At 60.8% G+C, this 17,076-nt stretch carries 21 protein-coding genes; 11 read left to right on the forward strand and 10 right to left on the reverse strand.

What is annotated here, in order from left to right; all coding sequences use genetic code 11:
- Positions 1-116: 116 nt before the first annotated feature.
- The 6 genes from rluB to F8N62_RS28035 all read right to left on the reverse strand — a co-directional run bounded on the left by rluB (position 117) and on the right by F8N62_RS28035 (position 5,122).
- A complete protein-coding gene (gene rluB, locus F8N62_RS28010) occupies positions 117-1,382 on the reverse strand; it encodes a 23S rRNA pseudouridine(2605) synthase RluB (RefSeq protein ID WP_150712204.1) in 1,266 nt (421 codons plus the stop codon).
- A gap of 156 nt (positions 1,383-1,538) precedes the next feature.
- Complete coding sequence (locus F8N62_RS28015) at positions 1,539-1,730, reverse strand: DUF1289 domain-containing protein (protein ID WP_150712205.1); 192 nt, start codon at positions 1,728-1,730, stop codon at positions 1,539-1,541.
- Positions 1,731-1,828: 98 nt separating this feature from the next.
- Positions 1,829-2,782 carry an SMC-Scp complex subunit ScpB gene (gene scpB / locus F8N62_RS28020; RefSeq protein WP_150713721.1) on the reverse strand — a complete coding sequence of 318 codons (954 nt, stop codon included), beginning with the start codon at positions 2,780-2,782 and terminating at the stop codon, positions 1,829-1,831.
- A gap of 11 nt (positions 2,783-2,793) precedes the next feature.
- Positions 2,794-3,615: a segregation and condensation protein A gene (locus tag F8N62_RS28025; protein WP_150713722.1), complete on the reverse strand. Its 822-nt coding sequence runs from the start codon at positions 3,613-3,615 to the stop codon at positions 2,794-2,796.
- Positions 3,616-4,245, reverse strand: a complete 630-nt coding sequence (locus F8N62_RS28030; RefSeq protein ID WP_150713723.1) for an L-threonylcarbamoyladenylate synthase — start codon at positions 4,243-4,245, stop codon at positions 3,616-3,618.
- Between the two features lie 13 nt (positions 4,246-4,258).
- Positions 4,259-5,122, reverse strand: coding sequence for a PHP domain-containing protein (locus tag F8N62_RS28035; protein WP_150713724.1), 864 nt, complete (start codon positions 5,120-5,122; stop codon positions 4,259-4,261).
- An 87-nt stretch (positions 5,123-5,209) separates the two neighbouring features.
- Here F8N62_RS28035 and F8N62_RS28040 point away from each other — a divergent pair, with 87 nt between their 5' ends.
- The 6 genes from F8N62_RS28040 to F8N62_RS28065 all read left to right on the forward strand — a co-directional run bounded on the left by F8N62_RS28040 (position 5,210) and on the right by F8N62_RS28065 (position 9,559).
- A complete protein-coding gene (locus tag F8N62_RS28040; protein ID WP_150713725.1) occupies positions 5,210-5,806 on the forward strand; it encodes a septation protein A in 597 nt (198 codons plus the stop codon).
- A gap of 1 nt (position 5,807) precedes the next feature.
- Positions 5,808-6,107: a YciI family protein gene (locus tag F8N62_RS28045; protein ID WP_047532085.1), complete on the forward strand. Its 300-nt coding sequence runs from the start codon at positions 5,808-5,810 to the stop codon at positions 6,105-6,107.
- A gap of 110 nt (positions 6,108-6,217) precedes the next feature.
- Positions 6,218-6,616: a translation initiation factor 2 gene (locus F8N62_RS28050; protein WP_150713726.1), complete on the forward strand. Its 399-nt coding sequence runs from the start codon at positions 6,218-6,220 to the stop codon at positions 6,614-6,616.
- Positions 6,617-6,623: 7 nt separating this feature from the next.
- Complete coding sequence (locus tag F8N62_RS28055; RefSeq protein WP_150713727.1) at positions 6,624-7,301, forward strand: response regulator transcription factor; 678 nt, start codon at positions 6,624-6,626, stop codon at positions 7,299-7,301.
- A 243-nt stretch (positions 7,302-7,544) separates the two neighbouring features.
- On the forward strand, positions 7,545-7,982 hold the full coding sequence (locus tag F8N62_RS28060; RefSeq protein WP_150713728.1) for a Spy/CpxP family protein refolding chaperone: 438 nt from the start codon (positions 7,545-7,547) through the stop codon (positions 7,980-7,982).
- 236 nt (positions 7,983-8,218) lie between these two features.
- Complete coding sequence (locus F8N62_RS28065) at positions 8,219-9,559, forward strand: sensor histidine kinase (protein WP_150713729.1); 1,341 nt, start codon at positions 8,219-8,221, stop codon at positions 9,557-9,559.
- Positions 9,560-9,671: 112 nt separating this feature from the next.
- On the opposite strand, the gene F8N62_RS28070 is transcribed toward F8N62_RS28065, so the two are convergent.
- A complete protein-coding gene (locus tag F8N62_RS28070) occupies positions 9,672-10,238 on the reverse strand; it encodes an NAD(P)H nitroreductase (protein ID WP_150713730.1) in 567 nt (188 codons plus the stop codon).
- Between the two features lie 122 nt (positions 10,239-10,360).
- On the opposite strand from F8N62_RS28070, the gene F8N62_RS28075 reads away from it, so the two are divergent.
- Entirely contained in the window at positions 10,361-11,815 is a 1,455-nt protein-coding gene (locus tag F8N62_RS28075; RefSeq protein WP_150713731.1) for a TrkH family potassium uptake protein, read from the forward strand.
- On the opposite strand, the gene F8N62_RS28080 is transcribed toward F8N62_RS28075, so the two are convergent.
- Positions 11,772-12,833 (reverse strand): AraC family transcriptional regulator, encoded by a 1,062-nt coding sequence (locus tag F8N62_RS28080; RefSeq protein WP_150713732.1) that lies wholly within the window; start codon positions 12,831-12,833, stop codon positions 11,772-11,774. The two genes, F8N62_RS28075 and F8N62_RS28080, sit on opposite strands and share 44 nt — an antisense overlap.
- A gap of 160 nt (positions 12,834-12,993) precedes the next feature.
- Between F8N62_RS28080 and F8N62_RS28085 the strand changes: the two genes are divergently transcribed.
- Both F8N62_RS28085 and F8N62_RS28090 read left to right on the forward strand, forming a co-directional pair.
- Positions 12,994-13,305, forward strand: a complete 312-nt coding sequence (locus tag F8N62_RS28085; RefSeq protein ID WP_150713733.1) for a DUF962 domain-containing protein — start codon at positions 12,994-12,996, stop codon at positions 13,303-13,305.
- 29 nt (positions 13,306-13,334) lie between these two features.
- On the forward strand, positions 13,335-13,925 hold the full coding sequence (locus F8N62_RS28090) for an HD domain-containing protein (protein ID WP_150713734.1): 591 nt from the start codon (positions 13,335-13,337) through the stop codon (positions 13,923-13,925).
- Between the two features lie 85 nt (positions 13,926-14,010).
- On the opposite strand, the gene F8N62_RS28095 is transcribed toward F8N62_RS28090, so the two are convergent.
- A complete protein-coding gene (locus tag F8N62_RS28095) occupies positions 14,011-14,826 on the reverse strand; it encodes a UDP-2,3-diacylglucosamine diphosphatase (RefSeq protein WP_150713735.1) in 816 nt (271 codons plus the stop codon).
- A 135-nt stretch (positions 14,827-14,961) separates the two neighbouring features.
- Between F8N62_RS28095 and F8N62_RS28100 the strand changes: the two genes are divergently transcribed.
- Positions 14,962-15,720, forward strand: a complete 759-nt coding sequence (locus tag F8N62_RS28100; protein WP_150713736.1) for a helix-turn-helix transcriptional regulator — start codon at positions 14,962-14,964, stop codon at positions 15,718-15,720.
- 154 nt (positions 15,721-15,874) lie between these two features.
- A complete protein-coding gene (locus F8N62_RS28105) occupies positions 15,875-16,768 on the forward strand; it encodes a DMT family transporter (RefSeq protein ID WP_150713737.1) in 894 nt (297 codons plus the stop codon).
- Here F8N62_RS28105 and F8N62_RS28110 read toward each other — a convergent pair.
- A complete protein-coding gene (locus tag F8N62_RS28110; RefSeq protein WP_150713738.1) occupies positions 16,762-17,049 on the reverse strand; it encodes a SelT/SelW/SelH family protein in 288 nt (95 codons plus the stop codon). The two genes, F8N62_RS28105 and F8N62_RS28110, sit on opposite strands and share 7 nt — an antisense overlap.
- Positions 17,050-17,076: the final 27 nt, after the last annotated feature.

Here is a 17,076-nt window from a genome sequence, read left to right on the forward strand (position 1 = left end):
AACCTGTGGGAGCGGGCTTGCCCGCGAAGCGGCCTATAGGAACACCGCAGAGCTAAAGCCTGGGCAAAAAAAAACGCCAACCCGAAGGCTGGCGTTTTTTATGTGCCGCTTACCGATTACTCAGGTTTGCGACGACCGAAACCCGGACGCTGGCCCGAACCGGCTGGCGCGCCACGGCGCTTGCCCGATGGCTTGTCACCCTCCACCAGCTTGATCCCCGGACGTTTTGGCGCCGGCTTGGCCGGGCGTTTGGTGTCCGAAGGACGATCCGCCACTGGCGTACCGCGACCGGCTGGAGCGCCACGATCGCTGCGACCAGCGCTCGGTGCACCGCGGCCTTCGCCACGCTCGGTGCGACCGTTGGCCGGACGCGGTGTGCGTGGACCACGCTCACCATCGGCACGCGGGGCAACCGGCTTGCGCGACGGACGCTCGCCTTCGAGGTGCGGCTCACGCGCTGGACGCGGGCCGGCGGCCGGAGCGCCTGCCGCTGGACGCAGCGTACGCACGCGCTCGGTCTTGCCGACCGGACGCGACGATTTGCGCTGCATACGCTCAAGCTTGTCTTTGCTCTTGGCGTTCATTTGCGGCATGGCCACCGGCGTCAGGCCCACTTCAGCACTCAGAATGTCGACTTCGTACTGGCTCATTTCGCGCCAGCGGCCCATCGGCAAATCGGAGTTGAGGAACACCGGACCGAAACGCACGCGCTTCAGACGGCTGACAACCAGACCCTGGGATTCCCACAGACGACGGACCTCGCGGTTGCGACCTTCCATCACCACGCAGTGATACCAGTGGTTGAAACCTTCGCCGCCGGGCGCTTGCTTGATGTCGGTGAACTTGGCCGGGCCGTCTTCAAGGACAACGCCGGCTTTCAGACGCTCGATCATCTCGTCATCGACTTCGCCACGCACACGGACTGCGTATTCACGGTCCATTTCGTAGGAAGGGTGCATCAGGCGGTTGGCCAGCTCACCGTCGGTGGTGAACATCAGCAGACCGGTGGTGTTGATGTCCAGACGACCGATGTTGATCCAGCGACCTTCTTTCGGGCGCGGCATCTTGTCGAACACGGTCGGACGGCCTTCAGGGTCGTCACGGGTGCAGATTTCACCGTCGGGTTTGTTGTACATGATCACGCGGCGTACCGACTCGGCGGCTTCTTCGCGCTTGATCACCTTGCCATCGATGGTGATGGCGTCATGCAGGTCGACGCGCAGGCCAAGGGTGGCGTCTTTGCCATTGACCTTGATCCGGCCGTGACTGATCCAGGCTTCTACGTCACGGCGCGAGCCGACGCCGATACGGGCGAGGACTTTCTGCAGTTTTTCACCTGCTGGGCCGATTTCCTGGTCGTCTTTCTGGTCTTTGATACTCATCTGGGCACCTCCCGGTGTGGTCTGTTCAGGCTGCCCTCAATTGAGCGTCCTGAAGCGATGTCAATCTGTGCACTTGGCGAAGGGATCGCCGAAGGGTCGCAAATCATACGCTCATGTCAGTCTTTGCGCATCAGAGACTAGCTGAACATTGGATAACTACTTGTGTTTCCGCCGACCGGTGGCGCCGAGTTTGATCAGGCGCAACGCCGCTTCGGCCAGAACCGTGCGTTTGTCAGCCTTGTCGAGCTTCTTCCAGGACTTGATCTCGCGCTTGCTGCGACCGCAGCCGACGCAGATGTCGTCGGTGAATTTGCAGACACTGATGCAGGGGTCTTTGATTGAGCTCATCAAACTCTCCTGGGTCAAAAGATCGCAGCCTTCGGCAGCTCCTACAGGTCAGCGATCATCTGTAGGAGCTGCCGAAGGCTGCGATCTTTTGGAAAACTTCAGTCGTCGAATTCGCGGCGTTCCGCTTCGATGGCTTCGGCGAGGGCCAGGGCTTCGGCTTCTTCGTCGGTCAGCTCGGGGGCGGGTTTGTGCGGTTCTAAAGCGGCGACGGCGGCCAGGAGTTTTTCGCGAGCTTCGGCGACGCCGAGCACGTCGTCTTCCTGCTCTTGTTCGATTTCGGCTTCGGGCTCTGCCTGAAGTTCAACTTCGATATCGGCCTCGGTCGCCGATGGCTCGACATCGCGCAGGATGTCATCAAAGTCGGTCTTGAGCCCCTCCTCCATGGTGTCCAGCTCCAGCAACAACGTGTGAAAACTGGTTTCTTCCTTGGGCTCTTCCGGCTCGGCACTGGCATCCGCCAGTTCCTGCAAACCGGCCGGCACCGGCGCGTCGTCGAAGTCGAGCACCGGATCGGGCTCCAGCTCGCGCAGGTCGGCCAGTGGCGGCAAGTCGTCGAGGTTTTTCAGGTTGAAGTGATCGAGAAACGCCTTGGTGGTGGCGAACATCGCCGGTTTGCCGGGCACGTCGCGGTAGCCGACGACGCGAATCCACTCGCGCTCCAGCAAAGTTTTGACGATGTTGCTGTTGACCGCCACACCACGCACGTCTTCGATTTCGCCACGCGTGATCGGCTGCCGATAGGCAATCAGCGCAATGGTTTCGAGCATCGCGCGGGAATACCGCTGCGGCCGCTCTTCCCACAAGCGTCCAACCCACGGCGAGAACTTTTCGCGGATTTGCAGGCGATAACCGGAGGCCACTTCTGTCAGCTCAAAGGCACGACCGTCGCAGGACTTGGCCAGAATCGTCAGCGCTTTCTTGAAGACCGGCGGTTCCGGGCGTTCGCCCTCTTCGAAGAGTTCGAACAGGCGTTCAAGCGATTGCGGTTTTCCCGAGGCCAACAGAAAGGCTTCAAGCAATGGCGCCAGCTCGCGGGGTTCAGTCAGGTTCATGATTCAACTCGTTATTCGGCTCGGGCTCGCACGTGGATCGCCGCGAACGGCTCATTCTGCACCAGCTCGACCAAAGATTCCTTGACCAGTTCGAGGATCGCCATAAAGGTCACCACCACGCCCAGGCGTCCTTCTTCGGCCTTGAACAGCTCGACAAACGGGACGAAACCGCCGCCCTTGAGCCGGTCCAGCACATCGCTCATGCGTTCGCGGGTGGACAGCGCCTCGCGGCTGACCTGATGGCTTTCGAACATGTCGCCACGGCGCAAGACCTCGGCCATCGACAGCAGCAATTCTGACAGGCGAACGTCCGGCAACAGCTTGCGTGCCCGGGCTTCCGGGGCGTCGAGCTTGGGCACCACCACATCACGGCCGACGCGACTGAGACCATCGATGCCTTCGGCAGCCGCCTTGAAGCGCTCGTATTCCTGCAAGCGGCGGATCAGTTCGGCGCGCGGATCGTCTTCTTCGTCTTCGATGGTTTCGGCGCGGGGCAGCAGCATCCGCGACTTGATCTCGGCCAGCATTGCGGCCATCACCAGGTACTCGGCGGCCAGTTCCAGGCGCACCGACTGCATCAATTCGACATAACCCATGTACTGGCGGGTAATTTCCGCCACCGGGATGTCGAGGATATTGATGTTCTGTTTGCGGATCAGGTACAGCAAAAGGTCGAGCGGCCCTTCGAAGGCTTCAAGAAATACCTCAAGCGCGTCCGGTGGAATGTACAGGTCCAGCGGCATTTCCAGCACGGCCTGGCCATAGACCATGGCGAACGGCAGCTCTTGCTGGGCGCCGGCCTGACTGTCGACAACGGGTTCCACTGCCGACATCTAGGCCTCGGCCATGAACGGCGTGGGGTCGCCGCACCCGACGCGGATCACTTCCGGCTCACCGTCGGCGAGATTGATCACCGTGGAAGCGTTCAGACCGCCAAAACCGCCATCGATGATCAGATCAACCTGATGCTCAAGCAGCTGGCGCATTTCGTAGGGATCGGTCAGCGGGTCGGTGTCGCCGGGCATGATCAGCGTCACGCTCATCAGCGGCTCGCCCAGCTCTTCCAGCAACGCCAACGCAATCGGATGGCTCGGGACTCGCAGGCCGATGGTGCGTTTTTTCGGGTGCAACAGCAGCCGCGGGACTTCGCGGGTGGCGTTGAGAATGAAGGTGTAAGGCCCTGGCAGGTGCGCCTTGAGCAGGCGGAAGGTGCCGGTGTCGATCTTGGCGAACAGCCCGAGTTGCGAGAGGTCGCTGCAAATCAGCGCGAAGTTGTGCTTTTCATCCAGCTGACGCAATCGGCGCACACGTTCCACGGCGTTCTTGTCACCGATCTGGCAACCAATGGCGTAGGAAGAGTCTGTGGGATAAATCACCACCCCGCCGTTGCGGATGATCTCGACAGCCTGTTTGATCAGGCGCGCTTGCGGGTTTTCCGGATGAATCTGGAAAAATTGACTCACATTCTCTACCTGTTCAGACGGCGGCAATAATTGGGTCATGTTTGAATCGACACCACAGTGGTGGCAGATCCTCCGGAAGCGGGCGATATTCACCGATCTCGGACCAGCCTCCAGGGCCATGAAAATCACTGCCGGCGCTGACCAGCAGACCGAACTCGCGGGCGAGAATGGCCAGGCTGCCCACTTGCTCGGCGGGCTGATAACCATTGACCACTTCGATAGCGTGGCCCCCTGCTTGAATATAGTCAGAAATCAGGCGGCGACGCTTGCTGCGAGTGAAATCGTAATGCCAGGGATGGGCCAGGCTGACCCAGGCCTTGGCCGCGCGCAGGGTTTCGACCGTTTCTTCGAGCGTCGGCCAGTGTTGCTTGACGTCTCCCAGCTTGCCGGCCCCCAGCCATTTGCGGAACGCTTCGGCGCGATCCTTGACGAACCCTTCGCGGACCATCCAGTCGGCGAAGTGCGGACGGGCCGGCGCGTTGCCGCTGTCGCCCAGTTCCTGCTGAATCGCCCGGGCGCCCTCCAGCGCACCCGGCATGCCTTTCAACGCCAGCTTGCGGCTTATTTCTTCGGACCGTAGCCAGCGACCATCGTGCAGTCTGGCGATCGCCTCGACCAACGGTGCCGCTGTAACGTCAAATCCGTAACCCAATACGTGAATGGTCGCACCGCCCCAGGTGCAGGACAATTCGACGCCGTTGACCAGTTGCATCCCCAGTGCCGTGGCCGCCGTGCGGGCCTCGTCGAGGCCTTCGAGGGTGTCGTGATCGGTCAGGGCCAGGACTCGCACGCCTTTCTCGTACGCACGCGCCACCAGGACAGCAGGCGCGAGAGCGCCATCGGAGGCGGTGCTGTGGCAGTGCAAATCAACATTCACGGGGATGTGTAACCTCAAATCAGCTGGCGCTATCGCGCGCCCATATGTTTGTTATTATGCCGCCACATCCTGCTTCTGGCTGCCACTGTGAAACAATTCATCGATTTCATCCCGCTTCTGCTGTTTTTCATCGTGTTCAAGATTGATCCACGGGTCGTTGATATCGCCGGTTTCCCGGTGACGGTCGGCGGTATCTACAGCGCCACCGCGATGCTGATCATCAGCTCCCTGGTGGTCTACGGCACGCTCTTCATCAAGCAGCGCAAGCTGGAAAAAAGCCAGTGGTTGACGCTGGTTGCCTGCCTGGTCTTCGGCAGCCTGACGCTGGCGTTCCACAGCGAAACGTTCCTGAAATGGAAGGCCCCGGTGGTCAACTGGCTGTTTGCGCTGGCGTTCATCGGCAGCCATTTCATCGGTGAGCAATTGCTGATCAAGCGCATCATGGGCCACGCGCTGACCCTGCCGGACCCGGTCTGGACGCGCTTGAACATCGCCTGGATCGGCTTTTTCCTGTTCTGCGGGGCCGCCAACCTGTTCGTTGCGTTCACCTTCCAGAGCTACTGGGTCGACTTCAAAGTCTTCGGCAGCCTGGGCATGACGCTGTTGTTCCTGGTCGCACAGGGCATTTACCTGTCCCGCCACCTGCACGACGCCGATACCACCACGCCAAAAACCGAGGACTGACATGCTTTACGCAATCATTGCCACAGACGTCGCCAACTCCCTGGAAGCCCGCCTGGCCGCACGGCCTGCACACCTCGAGCGCCTGCAAGCGCTCAAGGGCGAAGGTCGCATCGTATTGGCCGGCCCTCATCCGGCGGTCGACAGCAATGATCCGGGCGCTGCGGGTTTCACCGGCAGCCTGATCGTCGCCGAATTCGATTCCCTGAGCGCCGCCCAGGCCTGGGCCGACGCCGATCCGTACATCGCCGCAGGCGTCTACGCCAACGTTTCGGTCAAGCCGTTCAAGCAAGTCCTGCCCTAGTCTGCTATCCCCGCGATGAACCTTCCTGGTTCATCGCGCTCTCAATCGCTCATTATTCTCGTTTGCCTGCCGACAACCTGCCCAATAATCGATTGGAATCAGGAGCTCCGATGCGCAAAGGTCCGTTGTGTCTGATGTTGGTCACGTTGTCGATCATGGCGCCCGCCCACGGTGAAGAAAGCGCGACGCCGCTTTCTCTGAGTGCCGGCAGCCAAATCACCGAGTTGCAGCAACGCTTGAAGACAAGCGAGCAGCAGCGGGAAGAATTGAGCAAACAACTGCAAAATGCCGATGCCGAACGCGAGAGCGCTCAGTTGAGCCGGTTGCGTCAGGAGAACCAGCGCCTGAAGCTGCAACTCAAGGAAGCCCAGGCCAGCAGTCCGCTGCCACGCTTGCTGACAGATCAACAGCAATGGTTCGTGATCGGCGCCGGAGTAGCGCTATTGGCCCTGCTCTGCGGTATCTTCGCCAGTGGTGCAAGTCGAAAACGTCGACAATGGCTAAATTGAGTGAGTCATGAGCGAGCTGTTATTAATTGATGACGATCAGGAGCTGTGTGAGCTGCTGGTCAGTTGGCTGAGCCAGGAAGGTTTTCAGGTTCGCGCCTGCCATGACGGCCAGAGCGCCCGCCGCGCGCTGGCCGAAAACGCTCCGGCGGCCGTGGTGCTGGACGTGATGTTGCCGGACGGCAGCGGTCTGGAACTGCTCAAGCAATTGCGCAACGATCATCCGGAGTTGCCGGTGCTGATGTTGTCGGCGCGTGGCGAGCCACTGGACCGCATCCTCGGCCTGGAACTGGGTGCCGATGACTACCTGGCCAAACCCTGCGACCCACGGGAACTCACCGCCCGCCTGCGTGCGGTGTTGCGCCGCAGTCACCCGCCGGCAGTGTCCAGCCAGCTCGAACTGGGCGACCTGTGTTTCAGCCCGGTGCGCGGCGTAGTCAGTATCGATGAACAGGAATTCACCCTCACCGTGTCCGAAAGCCGCTTGCTCGAAGCTTTGCTCAAGCAGCCTGGCGAACCCCTGGACAAGCAGGAGCTGGCGCAAATCGCCCTCGGTCGCAAGCTGACCCTGTATGACCGCAGCCTGGACATGCATGTCAGCAACCTGCGCAAAAAGATCGGCCCGCACCCCGACGGTCGCCCGCGCATCGTTGCCCTGCGCAGCCGCGGTTATTACTACAGCCTCTGACAGGCTCCTGTGGGAGCGAGCTTGCTCGCGATGGACGTTAACGATTACGCATTTTGTCTGGGAAAACGCGCTGACTGTGGGTTCATCGCGAGCAAGCTCGCTCCTACAGGGAACGTGGTGTTTGTCAGGAAGGTACAAACCCGTCTTTACCGAAGCTTTACGCTCCGCTGACCGCCGCTGACCTTGATCTGCGTAATCTGAACTCATCCGGAACGTACCGGGAACGAGACAAGGAGATTCACCATGCGCAAGACTCTTATCGCTCTGATGTTCGCTGCCGCCCTGCCGACCGTTGCCATGGCCATGCCTGAAGGTGCCGGCCCGATGGACGGCCAGCGCCACGGCGGTCAGATGCACGGCATGCACGGTAAAGGCCCGTACAGCCAACTGGACCTGAGCCGCGAACAGCGCGAGCAGATCCGCAAGATCATGGGCGAGCAGATGCACGAGCGTAAGCAAGTGGTCGACAAGTACCTGGAAAAACTCTCGCCCGCCGACCAGAAAGCCATGAAAGATGAAATGGCCGCCAACCACAAAAAAGCCGAGGCCGATGTACGCGCCTTGCTGAAACCGGATCAACAGAAGCAATTCGACGAGATCCAGAAGAAAAAGGCCGAGCGCCGCGCCGAATGGGCCGAGTTCAAGGCGTGGAAAGCGCAACAACCGCAAAAAGCGCAATAATGCGCTGACCCCGGACCCAGCGGCTAAACCCCGCTGGGTCTGTTTCCATGAGTTCGATGTGGGAGCGAGCCTGTGGCGAGGGGATTTATCCCCGTTCGGCTGCGAAGCAGTCGTAGATCCTGACAACTCGGTTTGGCTGAAGAATGACGGGGGGCCGCTCCGCAGCCCAACGGGGATAAATCCCCTCACCACACAGCCCATTCCCACATTGATCTGTGTTTGATTGAGGATATTCTGTGCGTTCATTGTTCTGGCGTATCCTGGCCAGCTTCTGGCTGGCCATCGCTCTGGTTGCCGGCCTGTCCATTCTGCTCGGGCATATGCTCAATCAGGACGCATGGATCCTCAGCCGCCATCCGGGCCTCAACACCTTGGCCGAACAGTGGACGCAAACCTACGAAGCCCAGGGCGAAGAAGCCGCCCAGGATATTCTCGAACAGCGCAAACGCCAGTATCACATCGACGTTCAGGTGCTCAACGAGAGCGGCGACCCGGTGGTTCGCGGCACCTTCCCACGCCGTGCGGCGGCCTTCGAAGCGCGGCAGAACAACGAAGACCGACGCCTGCCCTGGCGGCGTCTGACAGACGAATACACCAGCGCAAAAACCGGCGACACCTACCTGCTGATCTACCGCATTCCGCACCCGGAACTCGACTCATGGCATCGCGAAAGTCTGCTCTGGCCATTGAGTGCGCTGGGCATTGCGCTGGTGGTGCTGACCCTGTTCAGCCTGTTCGTCACCTTGTCGATTACCCGACCACTGAGCCGCCTGCGCGGTGCTGTGCATGACCTGGGGCAAACCACTTATCAGCAGAACAGTCTGGTGAAACTGGCCAACCGTCGCGATGAGTTCGGTGTGTTGGCCAATGACTTCAACCGGATGGGCGCACGCCTGCAAAGCTTGATTGGCAGTCAGCGCCAACTGCTGCGCGACGTGTCCCACGAACTGCGCTCACCCCTGGCACGGCTGCGGATTGCGCTGGCACTGGCCGAGCGGGCCAATCCCGAGGAACGGGAAAAGCTCTGGCCGCGCCTGACCCGCGAGTGCGATCGGCTCGAAGCACTGATCAGCGAAATCCTCGTGCTCGCGCGCGTCGATGCCGACAACGCCAGCGCTGAAGAGGTTGATCTGAATGCGCTGCTCGGCACGCTGCAAAAGGATGCGCAACTCAGTTCGCCAGAGCAGTCCGTGCACCTCGACACAGAACCGCAACTGAACCTCAAAGGCTGGCCGACCATGATCGAGCGCGCCGTGGACAACTTGCTGCGCAATGCCCAGCGCTTCAACCCGGTGGGGCAATCGATCGAAATGCACGCGGTGCGTCAGGGCGAGCGAATTGTGGTGAGCGTGCGCGACCATGGGCCGGGAGTTGATGCCGAGCATTTGAGTCAGTTGGGTGAGCCGTTTTATCGCGCACCGGGGCAGACGGCGCCGGGGCATGGCCTTGGATTGGCCATTGCCCGCCGAGCGGCGGAGCGCCATGGCGGCAATCTGGTGTTGGCGAATCATCCGCAGGGCGGGTTCGTCGCCAGCCTGGAATTGCCGCTGGTGCCTGGGGCCGTCGTCCAACCTTAAAGGCATTGGTGGTGTTGAAAGATCGCAGCCTCGTTTTACTCGACAGCTCCTACAAGATATCGGTAAGCCTGTAGGAGCTGTCGAGTAAAACGAGGCTGCGATCTGTTGATCTTCAACCTTTACCGGGCCAGGCGCCGACGAATTCGGCGAGGTCGGCTTTCTCCGCCACCCGCGGTTCTTTCTGCGGCGTACCGAGGTAAAGAAACGCGATCACCTCCTCCCCTTCCGCCAACCCCAGCCCTTTGGCCACATGCGCCGAATATGCCAGCTCACCGGTGCGCCACACCGCGCCAATCCCTTGTGCATACGCCGCCAGCAAAATCCCGTGCGCCGCGCAGCCCGCCGCCAGCAGTTGCTCAGACTTCGGATACTTGACGTGATCCTGCAACTTCGCGATCACTACGACCACCAGCGGTGCACGCAGCGGGCCGTTGCGTGCCTTGTCCAGCGCCGCTTCCGAGACTTCGCCGTCCTGCAACTTCGCAGCCTCGGCCAGCAACTCGCCCATCTGCTCACGCGCTGCACCTTCGACTGTCAGGAAGCGCCAAGGCTGCAAATGGCCGTGGTCCGGCGCACGCATGGCGGCGGCAAACAGCACTTCGCGCTGCTCTGCGGTGGGGGCCGGGTCGATCAGTCGTGGAACGGAAACACGGTTGAGCAAAGCGTCGAGAGCCTGCATCGGCCACCTCCTGTAAAAAATGTTTGGCTATTCTAGCTGCAAGTGCCGCAGCGGTGCCGGTTTACATGGCCTGCCCCACGCGTAGAATGGCGCCCTTCCCACTTTCAGCCCGAGCGGACTTCATGGCGTTGCCGACCTTACGGACGATTGGTTTCATCATCGGCCTCTTCCTGATCACGCTGGCTATTGCCATGGTCGTACCCATGGCCACTCTGGTGATTTTCGAGCGCACCGGCGACCTGCCGTCATTTCTCTGGGCGAGCATGATCACCTTCGTTGCGGGCCTGGCGCTGGTGATCCCCGGCCGCCCCGAACACGTGCACCTGCGCCCGCGGGACATGTACCTGCTGACCGTCAGCAGCTGGCTGGTGGTGTGCATTTTCGCGGCGCTGCCGTTCCTGCTCACCCAGCACATCAGCTACACCGACTCGTTCTTCGAAAGCATGTCCGGCATCACCGCCACCGGGGCGACGGTGCTTAACGGCCTGGACAACATGTCCCCCGGTATCCTCATGTGGCGCTCGTTGCTGCACTGGATCGGCGGCATCGGCTTCATCGGCATGGCGGTCGCGATTCTGCCGCTGCTGCGCATTGGTGGCATGCGGCTGTTTCAGACCGAGTCGTCGGACCGCTCCGAAAAAGTCATGCCGCGTTCGCACATGGTGGCGCGCCTGATCGTCGCGGCCTACGTCGGCATCACCATTTTCGGCAGCCTGGCATTTTGGTGGGCCGGGATGAGCCCGTTCGATGCAATCAACCACGCGATGTCGGCGATTTCCACTGGCGGGTTTTCCACCTCGGACCAGTCCCTGGCCAAGTGGACGCAACCGGCAGTGCACTGGGTGGCGATCGTCATCATGATTCTCGGCAGCCTGCCGTTCACCCTCTATGTGGCGACCTTGCGCGGCAACCGTCGCGCGCTGATCAAGGATCAGCAGGTGCAAGGCTTGCTCGGCATGCTGCTGGTGACCTGGCTGGTGCTCGGCACCTGGTACTGGTGGACCACGCAATTGCATTGGCTGGAGGCTTTGCGCCATGTGGCGCTGAACGTAACGTCAGTCGTGACGACCACGGGGTTTGCACTGGGGGACTACAGCCTGTGGGGCAATTTCTCGCTGATGCTGTTCTTTTATCTGGGATTTGTCGGCGGCTGCTCCGGGTCGACGGCGGGCGGGATCAAGATTTTCCGCTTCCAGGTCGCCTATATCCTGCTCAAGGCCAACCTTAATCAGCTGATCCACCCGCGTGCAGTGATCAAGCAGAAGTACAACGGCCACCGCCTCGACGAAGAGATCGTGCGTTCTATCCTGACCTTTTCGTTCTTCTTCGCCATCACCATCTGCGTGATCGCCCTGCTGCTGTCGCTGCTCGGTGTCGACTGGATGACGGCGCTGACCGGCGCGGCCAGCACGGTCTCCGGTGTCGGGCCGGGACTCGGCGAGACGATTGGCCCGGCGGGCAACTTCGCCACCTTGCCGGATGCCGCCAAGTGGATTCTCTCGTTCGGCATGCTGCTCGGCCGACTGGAGATCATCACGGTGTTTGTGCTGTGTATTCCGGCGTTCTGGCGTCACTGACCGGATTCGTCGCTTCGATCAGCCGCGCCCGGTATTCGCCGGGGGTGGCGTCGAACCAGCGGCGGAAAGCGCGGAAGAAGTTGCTCGGATCGGCAAACCCCAGCAGGTAGGCAATTTCCAGCAAGGTCATGCTGGGTTGCGCCAGGTATTGCTCGGCCAATTCGCGCCGGGTGTCATCGAGCAACGTCTGAAAACTCGTACCTTCTTCCTGCAAGCGTCGCTGTAATGTCCGTTGCGACAAATGCAGCGTCTGCGCCACGGTATCGCGCTTGGGCTCGCCTTGGGGCAGTAATCGACACAACACCTGGCGCGCCTTGTGCGTCACGCGACTTTCGGAAAACCGCGCCAGGTACTCCCCGGCAAACCGGTCATGCAGCAGCGCCATGGCTTCATTGGCGGTTGGCAACGGCGCCTCCATGTCGGCGCGCTCAAAAATCAGCGCGTCGTAGGGCGCGTTGAACACCAGCGGCGCATGGAAGGCTTGTTTATAAGGTTCCAGATCCACCGGCTGTTCGCCCTGCACCAGCACCTTGCGCGGTTGCAGCGTGCGCCCGGTCAACCAGCCGCACAGCGCCAGCGCGCAGGCCAGCGAGGCCTCGGCACTTTGTCGGGTGGGCGGCAGGTGGTCGCCGTGAACCGTCAGGATCAGCGCATACCCCTCATCCAGCAGGCGAAAACTCAGGTCGGCACTTTCAGCGATGATCCGCTGATAACGCACCAGCCGCTTGAAACCTTCAGCCAGGGTCTGGCTCGACATCAGCGCGTAGCCGGTCACATGAAACTGCGCGGGCCGCACCACCTTGCCCATGTTCAGGCCGATCGCCGGATTACCGGACAGCTCGACCGCACGCTGCCAAAGTCGCGTCATTGAATCTTGCGGGAAGCGTGCATCCGGATCGTCCAGTGCCGCGTAGTCGAGCCCCAGCTGTTTGAACAGAACCCGGCAATCCAGGCCGTCCATCTCCAGTGCTTTGACAATCCCCATCGCCCAGCTTGCAGAAGTCGTTCGTTCGCTCATGGCGTTTACTTACATGGTGAGCCGCATGTGGCGGCCAATTTCCGAAGGATACTAAAGTGGCGCCCAATGTCACTGGCTGACGCCACTGATCACTCTAGACTCAAATAAGCTACCCGCAGAACAACTTGCAGCCAGAACAATAACCACAGAGATAGCAGTCGTGGAAAACATCAGACGTTTCAATAGCTTCGCTGAGTTTTACCCGTATTACCTCAGTGAACACAGCAACAGCACTTGCCGACGATTGCACTTCATTGGCACGACGCTGGTGATTTTCATTCTGGCCCTGACCATCGGCAAAGGCGCGTGGCTATGGCTGCTGGCCCTTCCGCTGGCCGGTTACACCTTCGCCTGGGTCGGGCATTTCTTCTTTGAAAAGAATCGTCCTGCGACCTTTCAACACCCGTTCTACAGCCTGCTCGGCGACTTCGTCATGTACCGCGACATGATTCTGGGTCGCGTGCCGTTCTAGGCAGCCCGATAAAAAAGAGAGATCAGCCTATGAATGCCAACGCCCGTTTCACCCACATGCAGGACGGCACACAGGAAGACTGGGCGATCATCGCCGCCGATTTCAGTGCCTATGCGCGGCAATTGCCGACACGGATTGTGGCGCACCTGAAACTGCTGGAGGGTGATTTTGGCGGCTTCCCGGTGGATCGCCTGACCCACTCCTTGCAAACCGCCAGCCGTGCCTGGCGCGATGGTCGCGACGAAGAATACGTGGTGTGCGCCTTGCTGCACGACATCGGTGACACCTTGGGTTCCTACAACCACCCGGACATTGCTGCGGCGATCCTCAAGCCGTTTGTCAGCGCCGAGAACTTGTGGATGGTGGAGAAACACGGGATTTTCCAAGGCTATTACTTTTTCCATCACCTGGGCATGGACCGGCATCTGCGGGAGCAATTCAGTGAGCATCCGCAGTATCAGGCGACGATCGAGTTTTGCGCCAAATATGATGCAGCGGCGTTTGATCCGGCTTACGAGACATTACCACTGAGTTTTTTTGAGCCGATGATGGAGCGGTTATTTGCTCATCCAAAAAACTCGATTTACAAGGCGGCGATGGAAGAACATTTGCCCGCCTGACAGCAAAAGATCGCAGCCTTCGGCAGCTCCTACGGGATCGCATTTCCATGTAGGAGTTGCCGAAGGCTGCGATCTTTTGATCTTTCTAAGCAGGCTCTGCGATTTTGATGGCCTTCAACTCCTCCTCCCGCGCCTGCGCATCCGCCAACCGGTACAACTCGATCGAGCCATCCCAGTGCTCGATCAGCGCCGTGCATGACTCCACCCAATCGCCGCAATTGAGATAATCCACCCCGCCGACCTTGCGGATCTCGGCGTGGTGAATGTGCCCGCACACCACCCCGTGCAGCTCACGTTTGACGCATTCGTGGGCGATGGCTTCTTCGAAGTCGCTGATGAAGCTGACCGCGGTTTTTACCTTGTGCTTGAGGTACGCCGACAGCGACCAGTAGCCGTAGCCATACCGGGCGCGCCAATGATTGAGCCAGCGGTTGAGGGTCAGGGTGATTTCGTAGGCCGAGTCGCCGAGAAACGCCAGCCAGCGGTGATAACGCGTGATCACGTCGAACTGGTCGCCGTGGATTACCAGTAAATGGCGGCCATCGGCGGTGACGTGCACGGCTTCATCCACCAACTGGATGTTGCCCAGAATCAGTTTCGAATAGCGGCGCAGGAATTCGTCGTGGTTGCCGGTGACGTAGATCACCTCGGTGCCGCGCTTGCTCATGGTCAACAGGCGCCGGATCACATTGGTGTGCGCCTGCGGCCAGTACATGCCGCCGCGCAGTTTCCAACCGTCAATGATGTCGCCGACCAGATAGATCTTGTCCGCGTGATAACCCTTGAGGAACTGCGACAGGTGCTCGGCCTGGCAATCCCGGGTACCCAAGTGCACATCGGAGATCCACAAGGTGCGCACACGCTGTTTGCGGCTGGGTTTGGCGAGCTCGGCGCTGGTCATGGGCAACCCTCTGCGATTGTTTGCGCCACTGTGCGCCGGTCGGGTTAATCGCCTGTGACAGTGGCAAGTCAGTCCTGTGACAACGCGCTCGATTCACCTCGGTGTAGACTGGCGGCCTTAATCGGGAGACCTGCGATGAGACCGATCCTCACGCTCCGCCACTACACCCAGGACTTGATCGTCCACAGCCACGACCACGCGCAGTTGGTGTTCGGGCTGTCCGGGGCGCTGGATTTCGAGGTGGACGGGCGTGGCAGTCAGGTGGTCCAGCAGAGTTTCGTAGTGGTCCCGTCCGGTTTCCATCATGCCTGTGGCAGCGCGAATGGCAGCCGCTGCCTGGTGCTGGATGTGCCGAGCGATCAATGGGTGGCTCAGTCGCTGGGGGATCACGCCGATGCCAGCCGCCGCTTGCTCGACAGCGCCGGACGCCTGCCGCTGGATGCCGGGCAAAGCCAACTGGTGAACTGGCTGGCGGGCAGTCAGGTCAGCGACCCGCTGATCGCCCAACAAGGCGCTGTGCTGTTACTGGCCAGCCTCAACCACGCTAAACCCGAGGTCGGGGGTGGTCGGCGCTTACCCTATGCCGCGCTGAATTTACACATTGATCAGCATGCGGCGCATCCACTGCAAGTCGCCGACCTGGCGCGCATCGCCGGTCTGTCCAGCGCTCGCTTGCATGCGCGGTTTATCGCCGAATGCGGGCAGACGCCGATGGACTACGTCCGCAGCCGTCGCCTGCACATGGCAGTGACGATGTTGCGCGATTCGGCACTGCCCATTGGCGAGATTGCCAGCCGGGTCGGTTACAGCTCCCAAAGCGCGTTCGCCGCTGCGGTGCTGCGTGAGTTCGATGCCACGCCTGGCCAGTTGCGGCGCGGGGCTGGCAACAAATGACAATAGTCTGGCGACAGACATAACCGGCCTGACACGATTCAATGTAGGAGCTGCCGAAGGCTGCGATCTTTTGATTTTAGAGATTAAAAGATCGCAGCCTTCGGCAGCTCCTACATGGACTGTGTACATCATCGCCCGTTGATCAAGGATTGCAATGACTCCCCGTACCGCGCTTGGCGCCCTGCATATCGGCGCACTGATGTTTGGCCTGACCGGGGTGTTCGGCAAGCTTGCCGCCGCGTCCCCCGCCGTGATCGTCTTCGGTCGTGCTGCCTTTGCGGTGCTCGCCCTGGCCGTGTTTGCGCGGTTCGCCAGCAACACGCGCTGGCAGACACTGCAGGCCGTGGACTGGCGTCGGCTGCTGCTCAGCGGTTTTCTGCTGGCCGGGCACTGGGTGAGTTTTTTCATCGCAGTGAAGGTCGCGGGCGTGGCGATTGCGACCTTGGGGTTTGCCAGTTTCCCGGCGTTTACCGTGATCCTCGAAGGTCTGATTTTCCGCGAGCGGATTCGCGCCAATGAAATCCTGCTGGTGGTGCTGGTGAGTATCGGACTGGTGCTGGTCACCCCGGATTTCGATCTGGCCAGCGGCGCGACCGTCGGCCTGCTGTGGGCGGTGGGCTCCGGTCTGTTGTTTGCGCTGCTGTCCCTGACCAACCGCGCCAGCTCCGCAAGAATTCCTCCGGTCCAGGCGGCGTTGTGCCAGAACGTCGTGGTCGCGCTATGCCTGCTGCCGGTGGCGGCGCCGCAGTTGAGCGAAGTACGTGCCATCGACTGGCTGTGGATCAGCTTGCTCGGGGTGTTCTGCACCGCGGTCGCGCACAGCCTGTTTGTCGCCAGCCTCGCGGTGATCAAGGCACGCACCGCTGCGGTGGTGTTCGCTATGGAGCCGGTCTACGGCATCACCATGGCCTGGCTGCTGTTCAATGAAGACCCGACGTTGCGCATGCTGCTCGGCGGTGCGTTGATCATCGTCGCGATTGTGGTGTCCAGCCGGTCAGCCAGCGGCTCCAGCAAAAAAGCCGTGGCAGCCGAAGCGGCGTCTCACTGAGTGCGGTCGTTGTGGCCGAGGTCGCGATCAGGATCGATCTGATCGCGAACCCTCTGCTTGAGCACCTTGGCCTCCGGAAAACCGCCGTCCGCCTTGCGCTCCCAGAGCTGCACCTCGTCACAGAAAATGTGAAACACGCCACCGGTGCCGGGCACTAGCGATACCTTGCCCAAATCGTCGCCAAAGGTACTGAGCAACTCTTGCGCCAGCCAGGCCGCACGCAACAGCCATTGGCATTGCGTGCAGTAGGTGATGACGACTTCCGGTTTTTGCGGGGTCATGACAGGTGGAACTCCTGAGCCAGGGGG

Source organism: Pseudomonas fluorescens (assembly GCF_902497785.1).
Taxonomy (GTDB): domain Bacteria; phylum Pseudomonadota; class Gammaproteobacteria; order Pseudomonadales; family Pseudomonadaceae; genus Aquipseudomonas; species Aquipseudomonas fluorescens_BO.

Coding starts and splice junctions, on each gene's coding strand:
- rluB (WP_150712204.1), bottom strand. CDS start 1,382: ATGAGTATCAAAGACCAGAAAGACGACCAGGAAATCGGCCCAGCAGGT.
- F8N62_RS28015 (WP_150712205.1), bottom strand. CDS start 1,730: ATGAGCTCAATCAAAGACCCCTGCATCAGTGTCTGCAAATTCACCGAC.
- scpB (WP_150713721.1), bottom strand. CDS start 2,782: ATGAACCTGACTGAACCCCGCGAGCTGGCGCCATTGCTTGAAGCCTTT.
- F8N62_RS28025 (WP_150713722.1), bottom strand. CDS start 3,615: ATGTCGGCAGTGGAACCCGTTGTCGACAGTCAGGCCGGCGCCCAGCAA.
- F8N62_RS28045 (WP_047532085.1), top strand. CDS start 5,808: ATGCTTTACGCAATCATTGCCACAGACGTCGCCAACTCCCTGGAAGCC.
- F8N62_RS28050 (WP_150713726.1), top strand. CDS start 6,218: ATGCGCAAAGGTCCGTTGTGTCTGATGTTGGTCACGTTGTCGATCATG.
- F8N62_RS28055 (WP_150713727.1), top strand. CDS start 6,624: ATGAGCGAGCTGTTATTAATTGATGACGATCAGGAGCTGTGTGAGCTG.
- F8N62_RS28060 (WP_150713728.1), top strand. CDS start 7,545: ATGCGCAAGACTCTTATCGCTCTGATGTTCGCTGCCGCCCTGCCGACC.
- F8N62_RS28070 (WP_150713730.1), bottom strand. CDS start 10,238: ATGCAGGCTCTCGACGCTTTGCTCAACCGTGTTTCCGTTCCACGACTG.
- F8N62_RS28075 (WP_150713731.1), top strand. CDS start 10,361: ATGGCGTTGCCGACCTTACGGACGATTGGTTTCATCATCGGCCTCTTC.
- F8N62_RS28080 (WP_150713732.1), bottom strand. CDS start 12,833: ATGAGCGAACGAACGACTTCTGCAAGCTGGGCGATGGGGATTGTCAAA.
- F8N62_RS28090 (WP_150713734.1), top strand. CDS start 13,335: ATGAATGCCAACGCCCGTTTCACCCACATGCAGGACGGCACACAGGAA.
- F8N62_RS28095 (WP_150713735.1), bottom strand. CDS start 14,826: ATGACCAGCGCCGAGCTCGCCAAACCCAGCCGCAAACAGCGTGTGCGC.
- F8N62_RS28100 (WP_150713736.1), top strand. CDS start 14,962: ATGAGACCGATCCTCACGCTCCGCCACTACACCCAGGACTTGATCGTC.
- F8N62_RS28105 (WP_150713737.1), top strand. CDS start 15,875: ATGACTCCCCGTACCGCGCTTGGCGCCCTGCATATCGGCGCACTGATG.
- F8N62_RS28110 (WP_150713738.1), bottom strand. CDS start 17,049: ATGACCCCGCAAAAACCGGAAGTCGTCATCACCTACTGCACGCAATGC.